Source organism: Azomonas macrocytogenes, from assembly GCF_014191985.1.
GTDB lineage: Bacteria > Pseudomonadota > Gammaproteobacteria > Pseudomonadales > Pseudomonadaceae > Azomonas > Azomonas macrocytogenes.
Genome location: NZ_JACHXI010000037.1, coordinates 1 through 9,597, shown reverse-complemented (window position 1 = coordinate 9,597; position 9,597 = coordinate 1). Strand labels below are relative to the sequence as shown.

At 57.6% G+C, this 9,597-nt stretch carries 10 protein-coding genes; 5 read left to right on the top strand and 5 right to left on the bottom strand.

Features of this window, described 5'->3' with window-relative positions:
• From FHR87_RS18315 to FHR87_RS18300, 4 genes are all read left to right on the top strand, one after another.
• Positions 1-523, top strand: a 523-nt coding sequence (locus FHR87_RS18315; RefSeq protein WP_183168211.1) for an OprD family outer membrane porin, incomplete at its 5' end; no start/stop codon positions are given.
• 571 nt (positions 524-1,094) lie between these two features.
• Entirely contained in the window at positions 1,095-1,952 is an 858-nt protein-coding gene (locus FHR87_RS18310) for an energy transducer TonB (protein WP_183168210.1), read from the top strand.
• An 82-nt stretch (positions 1,953-2,034) separates the two neighbouring features.
• Positions 2,035-2,751, top strand: coding sequence for a MotA/TolQ/ExbB proton channel family protein (locus tag FHR87_RS18305; RefSeq protein WP_183168209.1), 717 nt, complete (start codon positions 2,035-2,037; stop codon positions 2,749-2,751).
• Position 2,752: 1 nt separating this feature from the next.
• Positions 2,753-3,154 (top strand): ExbD/TolR family protein, encoded by a 402-nt coding sequence (locus FHR87_RS18300; RefSeq protein WP_183168208.1) that lies wholly within the window; start codon positions 2,753-2,755, stop codon positions 3,152-3,154.
• A gap of 54 nt (positions 3,155-3,208) precedes the next feature.
• On the opposite strand, the gene FHR87_RS18295 is transcribed toward FHR87_RS18300, so the two are convergent.
• The 5 genes from FHR87_RS18295 to FHR87_RS18275 all read right to left on the bottom strand — a co-directional run bounded on the left by FHR87_RS18295 (position 3,209) and on the right by FHR87_RS18275 (position 8,179).
• Complete coding sequence (locus FHR87_RS18295) at positions 3,209-3,667, bottom strand: aconitase X swivel domain-containing protein (protein ID WP_183168207.1); 459 nt, start codon at positions 3,665-3,667, stop codon at positions 3,209-3,211.
• A 1-nt stretch (position 3,668) separates the two neighbouring features.
• Positions 3,669-4,904, bottom strand: coding sequence for an aconitase X (locus FHR87_RS18290; protein ID WP_221189925.1), 1,236 nt, complete (start codon positions 4,902-4,904; stop codon positions 3,669-3,671).
• 35 nt (positions 4,905-4,939) lie between these two features.
• Positions 4,940-5,716 (bottom strand): GntR family transcriptional regulator, encoded by a 777-nt coding sequence (locus FHR87_RS18285; protein WP_183168206.1) that lies wholly within the window; start codon positions 5,714-5,716, stop codon positions 4,940-4,942.
• A 28-nt stretch (positions 5,717-5,744) separates the two neighbouring features.
• Positions 5,745-6,767 (bottom strand): ABC transporter substrate-binding protein, encoded by a 1,023-nt coding sequence (locus FHR87_RS18280; RefSeq protein ID WP_183168205.1) that lies wholly within the window; start codon positions 6,765-6,767, stop codon positions 5,745-5,747.
• A 368-nt stretch (positions 6,768-7,135) separates the two neighbouring features.
• Entirely contained in the window at positions 7,136-8,179 is a 1,044-nt protein-coding gene (locus FHR87_RS18275) for a LacI family DNA-binding transcriptional regulator (RefSeq protein ID WP_338021275.1), read from the bottom strand.
• A gap of 209 nt (positions 8,180-8,388) precedes the next feature.
• Between FHR87_RS18275 and FHR87_RS18270 the strand changes: the two genes are divergently transcribed.
• On the top strand, positions 8,389-9,597 hold a 1,209-nt coding region (locus tag FHR87_RS18270; RefSeq protein WP_183168204.1), incomplete at its 3' end, for a TonB-dependent receptor.

Here is a 9,597-nt window from a genome sequence, read left to right as displayed (position 1 = left end):
AGGGCTGTCGCTCAACGCCAACATCGGCTACTTCGATGGCGAGGACGATGGCGATGCCCTGCAAGGCCACCTGGACAACCACACCCTGAGCGGCCAGTTCTGGGCCAAGGCGGGTTTTCATACCGTCTACCTCGGTTTGCAACGGATCAGCGGCGATAACCAGTGGCTGCGGGTCAACGGCACCAGTGGCGGGAGCCTGGCCAACGACAGCTTCAACGGCAGCTACGACAACCCGCGCGAACGTTCCTGGCAGTTGCGCTACGACTATGACTTCGCGGGCCTGGGGCTGCCGGGTCTGACCTTGATAACGCGCTACATCAAGGGCCATAACGTGCGGGTCGGCACGGTCAGAAATGGCGAGGAGTGGGGCCGGGAAACGGAACTGGCCTACGTGGTGCAGGGCGGTCCGGCAAAGAACCTGACCCTGCGCTGGCGCAACACGACCCGGCGCGCGGACTGGGGCAACAACAACCAGTTCAATGAGCAACGCATCATCGCCAGTTACCCCATGTCGCTGTTCTAGAACGTTTCCGGCTTAATCCAGCCTACGCTTGCCGAGCATGAAAGCTGCTGGAGATTAAAGATCTGAAAGGCTGCCAGTCTTCAGTTCCATCTCCAGCTTCTAACAGTTTTCGAAACAGCCAGGCATAAGGCGCAATGAAGTGAGAACGCTCGAGCTGACTCGCAGCAATCCAATCAATTTCATGAAGAGCTTTTAGGAACCGCATAAAACCGGCGTGTCCAACAAGCAAATTGCCAGCACAGCAACACAATGTGTGTTTGAGCAAGCGTGCTCAGAAAACAAGCCTTACCGCTGCGTGAAGCCGCGATATCATCTTCCAGAACACTGCTCAGCCCCTTGAAAAGCTTGCACAAGGCACCCTTCGATAACCTTTTCTCTTTAGCTGCTTTCACGCATCTGGAAACAGGCTTATCGCATATTCAAATATCGCATTAGTAAATTACTAACAATTCTTTTTAGAAATAAATAATTCCCTCGATACTCCTAAAATCATCCAAAAGCTTAGCGCTAACACCGCCTGAAAAGTCATTCGTTGATTTCGGGCTGTATGTATTTATGTGGAGCCGATTTAATGGGAAACGTCCTTAAAGCAGACCGGCCAGCTGATCTGCTGTGGCAACCAGAACACCTTCTCAACGAAGCACCCGATAATCGTCCTGCGCCACAGCAACAGTCACAACCTTTGAAGGAATCGCGCTTCAGGGTAGTAGAAGTCCGTCAGCGGGACCGCCGCGAAGCCGTTGCATTGGGTGTGCTGGCATTCATACTCCATGCAAGTGCAGTGTACTGGCTCAGCCAGAGAAGCACTCCGCCGCTGCCCGAAGTACCGGTGCAAGTGCCACCGATGACTATCGAGTTCAGCAGCCCGGCACCAACGCCACCCCAACCCGCACCCGCAGTCGCACCTACGCCGCCCCCCCCTCCTGCGCCGCCTGCTCCAGTCGTTGATGAGCTGGCAACGAAACCGCCACCGCCCAAACCTGTGGCCAAACCCAAAACGCCACCACCGCCCAAACCCGTACCGAAAAAGGTTGCCCCCAAACCGGCCGAACCGACGCCACCCAAGCCGGCAGCAGCGACTGCGCCAGCCGCCCCCCAAGCGCCTGCAACCCCCGCTGCCGCCGCACCGGCGGCAGCAGCAGCGCCACTGACACCACCATCGGCCAATGCCGGATACCTACGCAATCCGGCTCCGGAATACCCAGCCCTTGCCATGCGCCGAAGCTGGGAAGGCACCGTGCTGCTGCGGGTGCATGTGCTGCCCAACGGCAAGCCAAGCGAAATTCAGGTACAGAAATCCAGCGGCCGTGACCTGCTTGACGAAGCTGCCGTCAAGGCGGTCAAGAACTGGAGTTTTGTGCCAGCCAAGCGCGGCGATGTGCCCCAGGAAGGCTGGGTCAGCGTACCCATCGACTTCAAGCTGAATTAACCCCAATGCCTAATCTCTGAGCCTTACACCCAGCTATCAACCCCACCCTTTCATGCAGCATTGCTGCGAGGAGTATTCGGCCATGGATCTGCTTAGCAATCCTTTCGCTTCGATCGAACATCTGGTTATCTGGCTACTGATCGGTTTTTCCGTCCTCACCTGGGGACTGGCCCTGGTCAAATTCACCCAGTTCTCCCGTCTCAAGCAACGGGATCGCAAATTCCAGAAGCTGTTCTGGCAGGCTTCCAGCCTGAATAACGCTGCCAACCTGCTGCAGGAGCATACCGGTGCGACGGCTCATGTCGCCCAGGCCGGCTTTGCCGCGATTCAAGTGCAGGATGGCGGGCAAACCGACCTTGCTCATTCGATCAACCATCAGGACCGTCTCGAACGTGCCCTGCGCCAGCAGATCCAGCGTGAGCGCCGCGCACTGGAATCGGGTCTGGCGGTGCTCGCCTCGATCGGTTCTACTTCACCCTTCATCGGCCTGTTCGGCACCGTCTGGGGCATCATGGATGCGCTCAAGGGCATCAGCGCATCCGGCTCGGCCAGCCTGGAAACCGTGGCCGGACCGATCGGTGCTTCACTGATCGCCACCGGCGTCGGCATTGCCGTGGCGGTACCGGCGGTACTGATCTACAACTACTTCCTGCGCCGGCTGAAGCTCACCGCCGCCGACCTCGACGATTTCGCCCACGACTTCTACAGCCTGGCGCAGAAGAGCGCATTCAAACTGATCGCGCATCCTCGCAAGCAACAGGTAGCAGCATCGCAACACCTCGTGAAGGAGGCGGTCTGACATGGCCTTCTCGACCCAGGAAAGCGACGAAGTCCTCAGCGAAATGAACGTCACGCCGCTGGTCGACGTGATGCTGGTGCTGCTGGTGGTATTCATCGTCACCGCGCCGATGCTGACCAACGCCATCCCCATCAACCTGCCGAAGACCGAAGCCGTCGCCCCGCCGGACCAGAAAGATCCGTTGGTGGTAAGCATCGACGCTGCCGGCAAGATATTTATCAACAAGGATGAAATCCAGCCGGACCTGCTGCAGGGCAGCCTGCAGGCAGAGAAAGATAAAAACACCGATCTGCGCGTGCAATTGCAGGCCGATGACTCGGTCGATTATGGGGTGGTGGCCAAGGCCATGGCCTCCATCGAAAAGGCCGGCATCACCAAACTGGCGGTAATCACCGCACGTTGACCCGCAGACGCGCCCAAGCCGGATAGGCTCGGGCGCGATCATGCTGCGCCTCGATTATTCTGCTTGGGTTGTTTGTTGATTGGCTGCAGAAACGAGTGACGATCGTACAACCGTGATAGTGCGATTTTGCGGATCGACTCGTACCCAGTCGCCGTTATTCACTACCTCCGAGGGCTCGATATCCCAGCCTTCAGTGATTGCAATCCCGGCAAAGATGGCTCCCTGCACCATAACCGGATTGGTGACCCCGAAAACGAGCGCCTTGGGCGCGAATCCTTTTGCCTTGATGTCATAGAACGCCCAGCCAGCGGCGATTCCACCCTTGGCACTGGGAAAGAAGAGCACTTTGTCGCGAATGTTCACACCTTCAAGGGCATGTCCTGGCCGGCTGATTTCACCGCTCCAGCGGTCAAGATCGTAGCGTGGGCTAAAACCTTCGCTTGAAATTAGCGCCTCACCTTCGACAACCGCACCATGTGCTCTCTTGACGCTGATGGTATTGCGTTCTGCCATCTCAGACCGCTCCTGTTGCAATGTCAACGCAGTCTGCGGTTCGTCGCAAAATCGCGTTGAATTTGTGAGCACCAATAATGTTGGCAAGCTTGGCGGAGTTGGTGACGATGTTGTGCCAACCGTTCTGTTCACGCATCTGGGGCAAGTTCTGCAGGATGTAGAAGCACACCCCTTCAAGCGTCAGCACCCCGGCTTCTTCCAATGTCTGCAGGTAACCCTGTTGGCAGGCGTGGCTCTTCACGCCACGGCTGGTGGTGACGAAGACTTGGGCGCCTGGTTTCACCCGTTTTCCGCGGAATAGCCCAGCCAGGGATTTCAGCTCGTAGATCGACAGTTGCGGTGCCGAGAACACCACCAGATTCAACGGTCGATCGCCGCCATCGTAGCCGGCGTAAACCTGCTCGATATCGCTGCGGGTAAGCTTCAATACCGAGGTGGGACGGTTGCCGCCAAAAGCTTCGTCCAGTGTGCGCGCCTCTGGGGTGACCCCAACGATATGAAACATACCCATCGAACCGTATGACGCCAGCGATGCCCCCAGGTGTTTGAGTTCATCGGCTGTCGGGTGGCAATCAACTCCAGTAAATACCGGCACCGCCAGGTAATGCTGATTGGCTGCGCCGACCACTTTGCCGATCGCGCCCCAGTCAGCCAAGTCCAGTGGAACGAAATCGAGATCCACACGCAGCGTGCCTTTGCGGTGTACGTCAAGATGGAAGCCGTATTCGGCGGTTCGGCCAGTCAAGGCTGCGGCCAGCGCGGCCGGACCCGCTTCAAAATTGCTGCGTGCACCAAGTACCGAGTTCGCATAAATCACGGTACCGGTATCACCCCAGGCGACATGCTCGCCAAAGTGGGGCTGATAGACGGTTTGATAATTGATGCACGTATCCACGGTAGTGATATCCATGTCGCGAAGCGCACGGATCACTTGTGTTTCCTTGGCAACCGCAGCGGCATCCTGGCGCAAGCGCTCGGTGAAATTGAAATCGATGCAGCGCGCATTCGTCGAGGTGGAGCAGACAGCTTTCGCCGCGCTGGCCGCAACACGCTCGAGAAAACCTTTGCCGGCGTCGCCGAGCACTTCGATGTCACCCATCATATGGACATTGGATACTGAAACGAAACGGCGCGCCCCCCAGAATTCGCCAATTGCAATCTGCAGTTGCAGTGCCTCGCGAACAGCTGCGCCTCTTTCGCCACGCAGCATGGCTTGTTCCTCGCAATTGAGTTCCACGGTAGTCGTTCTCTTCGGTCAAATAGGAATATGCTTCAGCGGGCCCGGCTCGGATCGGCTTTGCGAGTGGAAAGATTGCCACCGGCGTGCAACACGAACTCATAGCCTTCGGGGCGAATCAGAAAAGTGGTGCGCTCGCAGGCACTGCCGTTGGCCAGATACGACGTGCGCCGCATCGCCAGTAACGGTGCTCCAGGTTTAAGGTCAAGCAGTGCGCTGCTGGCCAGATCCGCCAGCATGACGCTGATGCTGATATCGGCACACTCGACCGGCTTGCGCAGCAAGGTCTCGAAGATCGAGTAGATCGGATGACAGGCGGCCTGTACACGATCGACAATCGCCGCTTGAGGGTGGAGGTAAGCGCTACTCAGTGCCAACGTCTGGCCCCGAACGCGATACAGACGTTGCAGGAAAATACCTCCATCCCCAGGCCAATCAAGATCTCTTATCCAGGCGCGTGGCAATGCCCGCGGCTTGAATTCGAGCAGTTCGGTCTCAGGATCGACGCCGCGTAATACCAGTTCATCGTAGAAACCACGCAATACATCGAGCTCATGCCACAGCCGTTTACTCGCAACGAACGAGCCCTTGCCGTGGCGCTTCTCGATCAGATTTTCCTGCACCAATAGGTCGAGCGCCTGACGGACCGTCACCCGACTCACGGCAAAGCGTGCGCTGAGCTCGGCCTCGGCTGGCAAACGCCCCGCCGCACCGTAGCGACCACCGGTAATTTCTTGCCGCAGAGCCGATGCCATTTGTTCATAGAGAGGAATACCGTGATCGCGGCGCAGCATATTGGCCGAGTCACTCATTGCGCCTCCGCATCTTGCTGGCGTGCCATCAACTACCCTCCAGGAAATACACTTCGGGGAAAAAGTAGTCGTGCCAGGATTCAGGCCTGTTTTTCAGCTGACCTACGCGGTGCAGGAACTGGGCAAGTTTCAGCGAATTCTGCGGAGCCATCGTGAACGTCACTTGCGGATCCTGCACAACTTCCTCGACCAGCGGTAATGGCAGTTTGGACTTCATCACACGCAGATAGGCAGAAGCAGCTGCCTTGCGGTCCGCATTGATGATTTTCGCAGCTTCGTCGAGAGCACCGAGGAAAGCGCGGTAGGTTCTTGGATTTTCATCGTGGAATGTCTGCGTACTCATCACCACGATGCCTGTCTGCGGACCGCCGAACACGTCAAAGGAATCGAGAACCTTGTGAACGGCTGGGTCTTTCAGCTCCTGGTTCTGGAAGGGCGCATTGGCAAAATGGGTATTGATTTCCGAACCACCTGCGAGCATCGCGGCAGCGGCGTCCGGATGCGGCAAGGACATTGTCAGATGATCGAAGTGCTTATAATCGGCATCGCCGTACAACTGGGCGGCGGCGTACTGCAACGTGCGAGCCTGTTGCGAGACGATCACGGCGGGTACCGCAATACGATCCTTGTCGCAGAGGTCAGCGATGCTCTTGACCAATGGATTGCGCGATAACAAATAATTCGGCATCGCGCCGAGCGCAGCAACGGCCCTGATGTTCTGCCGCCCGAGAGTACGGTCCCAGAGCGTCAGCATCGGTGCGATGCCTACCGATCCGATATCCGCAGAACCGGAAAGCAATGCATCATTGATTGCTGCGCCACCGGCGATTTGCAGCCATTCAACCTTGATTTGCAGCCCTTCGGCCGCCCCATGGTTTTCGATCAAATGCCGGTCCTTGACCACATGCAGCATCAATTCGTTGATACCAAACTGGTTGGCGATGCGAATACGCCCTTCGGCCCAGGCAGGTGTCCATGCCCACAGTACCGATGCCGCCAGCGATACTGCGATACAACCTCGGAAAAAGGGTATGGGAAAGAGTTTTTTCATCAACTGAAGTGCACCTGCGATATGGGAAGGCAGGCCAGTATAGAAATGCGTTCATCCGGTCAATAAATAATCATTTCATCCTTGGATATAAGGCAACTTAAGACAACCTATCTTGAACGCTGTGAGTTGTATGGTGAGAAATGCCCCTCCATAAAACAGATCGTCTCGAATTTTGGCCGAACCACTCACACAGCGCACTGACCAGTCATGACTGGGCCAACCTGCCAGGCAAGACGCGGGCTTTCTGCAACTGACCCCACACTATCGGGGCCGGTTTTCGTCATTCGGCGGCGAGCCATATCATCGCGTGAATTCAGGAGGCGGATTAAAAAGTGATCCGTTTTTAATTTACGGATCAGCACCGTACTTCAAGTACTTTCCCGCTCCACCAGTTCGCATTCGAGTCGATTCAGGCGCTGCAAGGGTGTCGTCGAAGGGATGACCGAAAGACTTTCCAGCACCCGTAATGCCGCGATTTCGCCGATCAGTCGGGCAGGCGGGCGGATCGTGCTCAGGGCCGGCAACAGCATGCCGGAGAAGGCGTAGTCGCCAAAGCCCATGACCGCACAGTCGTCAGGGACACGCAGGCCCATGCGCCGGGCAGTCAACAGACCACCGGCAGCCAGGTTGTCGTTGGCGAAAATGATCGCATCGGGCGGGCGAGCTTCTTTCATCAGGCTTTCCATCGCCTGTTTGCCCGCCTCGAACGGCACGCACTCGGCGCTGGGGGCAAAGCTCCAGGATTCCAGGCCCGCCGCCTGCAAAGTGTCGCCATAGCCCGCACGCCGCTCCAGGGCGCTGAAATCACCCACCGCGCTATTCAAGACGAATGCGATACGTCGGTAGCCCTTGTCGAGCAAGTGACGTGCCGCCATGACACCCACATCGTAGTGTAGAAAGCCCACCTGGATAGGCGCCCGCCCAGGCTGGTAATCCCAGGTTTCCACCACCGGAATCTCGGCTTCGGCGAGGATTTTTTCCGTGCTTTCGCTATGAAAATGACTGGTGACCACCAGCGCCGCCGGCGACCAGCCGAGGAATGTACGCACCGCATTCTCTTCTTGCTCCAGCGAGAAATAGCTGGAGGCCAGCAGTAACTGATGGCCGTGTCGAGCCAGGGTATCGCTGAACGCCTGGATGGTATCGGCGAAGATCGGCCCTGAAATATTCGGGATGACCATGCCGACGATGCGGCTGCGGGCCGAGGCCAGGCTACCAGCCATCAGGTTGGGCACGTAACCCAATGCCGACACAGCTTCGCCGATACGCTGGCGAAGCGCTTGCGACACTCGCTCCGGATGATTGAAGAAGCGCGAGACAGTCAGTGCCGAAACGCCTACCTGGCGAGCGACATCGTTGAGCGTGACGCGCCCGGCATTGCGTCGCTTGCGGGGAGGCGATATGTCGTTCACTGAACACCTTTTTTCAAAAAATAGAATATAAAAATAATCTTTTATTATTTTGCAACCTATCAGCAAGCCTTGATACTAGCCATTGTTAGCGCTGACATAACAGCTATCTTTCAGCCTCTGCCACTCGCACAACGGGACCAGAACAGCGCTTCGTTCAGACCAGTAAGCCGAGCAGACCGCATCCGGTCGCGACAAAGCAGGGCAAAGAAATGAAGGATATCAATCACCACACCACCGCTGCCAACAGACAGCTTTTCGACGATTATCGCAGCCCCCTGGCCTGGACGGTCTTGCTGGCGTCGCTGGGAAATCCGGTGTGGGCGCAGGACAGCACCGAAACCGTGCAGCCCTCAAGTACCCAGAGCACTCCGACGCTCAAGGCCGTCACCGTCACCGCCACCCGCCGCGAGGAATCGCTGCAGCAGATTCCCGTGGCGGTTTCGGTGATCGACGGCGAGCAACTGGAACGGGACAACCGCAACAACGTCTCGAGCATCGTGCAGCAGGTGCCGACGCTGAACTTTCGCACCAGCGCCTCGAACAAGGACACCACGCTGTTTATCCGTGGCGTTGGTACCATCTCCACTTCGCCGGGTATCGAGCCAACCGTGGCCACGGTGATCGACGGCGTGGTGTTCGGCCGGGCCGGCCAATCGACCCTGGACCTGCTCGATCTGGAGCGTATCGAGGTGCTGCGCGGCCCGCAGGGTACGCTGTTCGGCAAGAATGCCTCGGCTGGCGTGCTGAACGTCATTACCCGGGCCGCACCGGAAGAATTCCAAGGCTATCTGGACTACTCGCATTTCAATCGAGGCAACGAAAACCGCTACCGCTTCGGGGTTGGCGGACGCCTGACCGATACCCTCAAGGGTTCGATCAGCGGCCTGCTCGGCAAATACGATGGCAACGTGAAAAACGTCAGAAATGGCGATGATGTCAACGGTTACGACCGTACCGGCATACGCGGCAAGCTGGAGTTCGAACCGAATACGAATATCAAATTCACGCTGATCGGCGATTATGCACGCAGCGACGACGATACCCCCAACGGCGTAGTGGTCTCGACCAACAGTACGGCGTTCGCCAATTCGCTCAAACCCGTATCGCCAAGCAAGCACAACCAGCACATCACGAGCGATTACAAAAGCCGTACCGAGGATACCAGCGCCGGGATTTCCGCCACGCTCGACTGGCAACTGGGCGACTACACCCTGACCTCCATCACCGCCTGGCGGCGCTGGCTCAACCACCAGTACCAAGATGGCGACCGTCTCGCCGCTCTGCCCCTGACCGCCTCGCACGACAACGGCAAAGTGAACTACAACCAGTACACCCAGGAGATTCGCCTGGCCTCGCCCAAGGGCCAGTTCCTCGAATACGTGCTGGGTGTCTATTACATGCATGGCCATACCGGCGAA

What these genes read in the sequence shown, in the direction of transcription:
- FHR87_RS18310 (WP_183168210.1), top strand. Translation starts at nt 1,095, where the DNA reads ATGGGAAACGTCCTTAAAGCAGACCGGCCAGCTGATCTGCTGTGGCAA.
- FHR87_RS18305 (WP_183168209.1), top strand. Translation starts at nt 2,035, where the DNA reads ATGGATCTGCTTAGCAATCCTTTCGCTTCGATCGAACATCTGGTTATC.
- FHR87_RS18300 (WP_183168208.1), top strand. Translation starts at nt 2,753, where the DNA reads ATGGCCTTCTCGACCCAGGAAAGCGACGAAGTCCTCAGCGAAATGAAC.
- FHR87_RS18295 (WP_183168207.1), bottom strand. Translation starts at nt 3,667, where the DNA reads ATGGCAGAACGCAATACCATCAGCGTCAAGAGAGCACATGGTGCGGTT.
- FHR87_RS18285 (WP_183168206.1), bottom strand. Translation starts at nt 5,716, where the DNA reads ATGAGTGACTCGGCCAATATGCTGCGCCGCGATCACGGTATTCCTCTC.
- FHR87_RS18280 (WP_183168205.1), bottom strand. Translation starts at nt 6,767, where the DNA reads ATGAAAAAACTCTTTCCCATACCCTTTTTCCGAGGTTGTATCGCAGTA.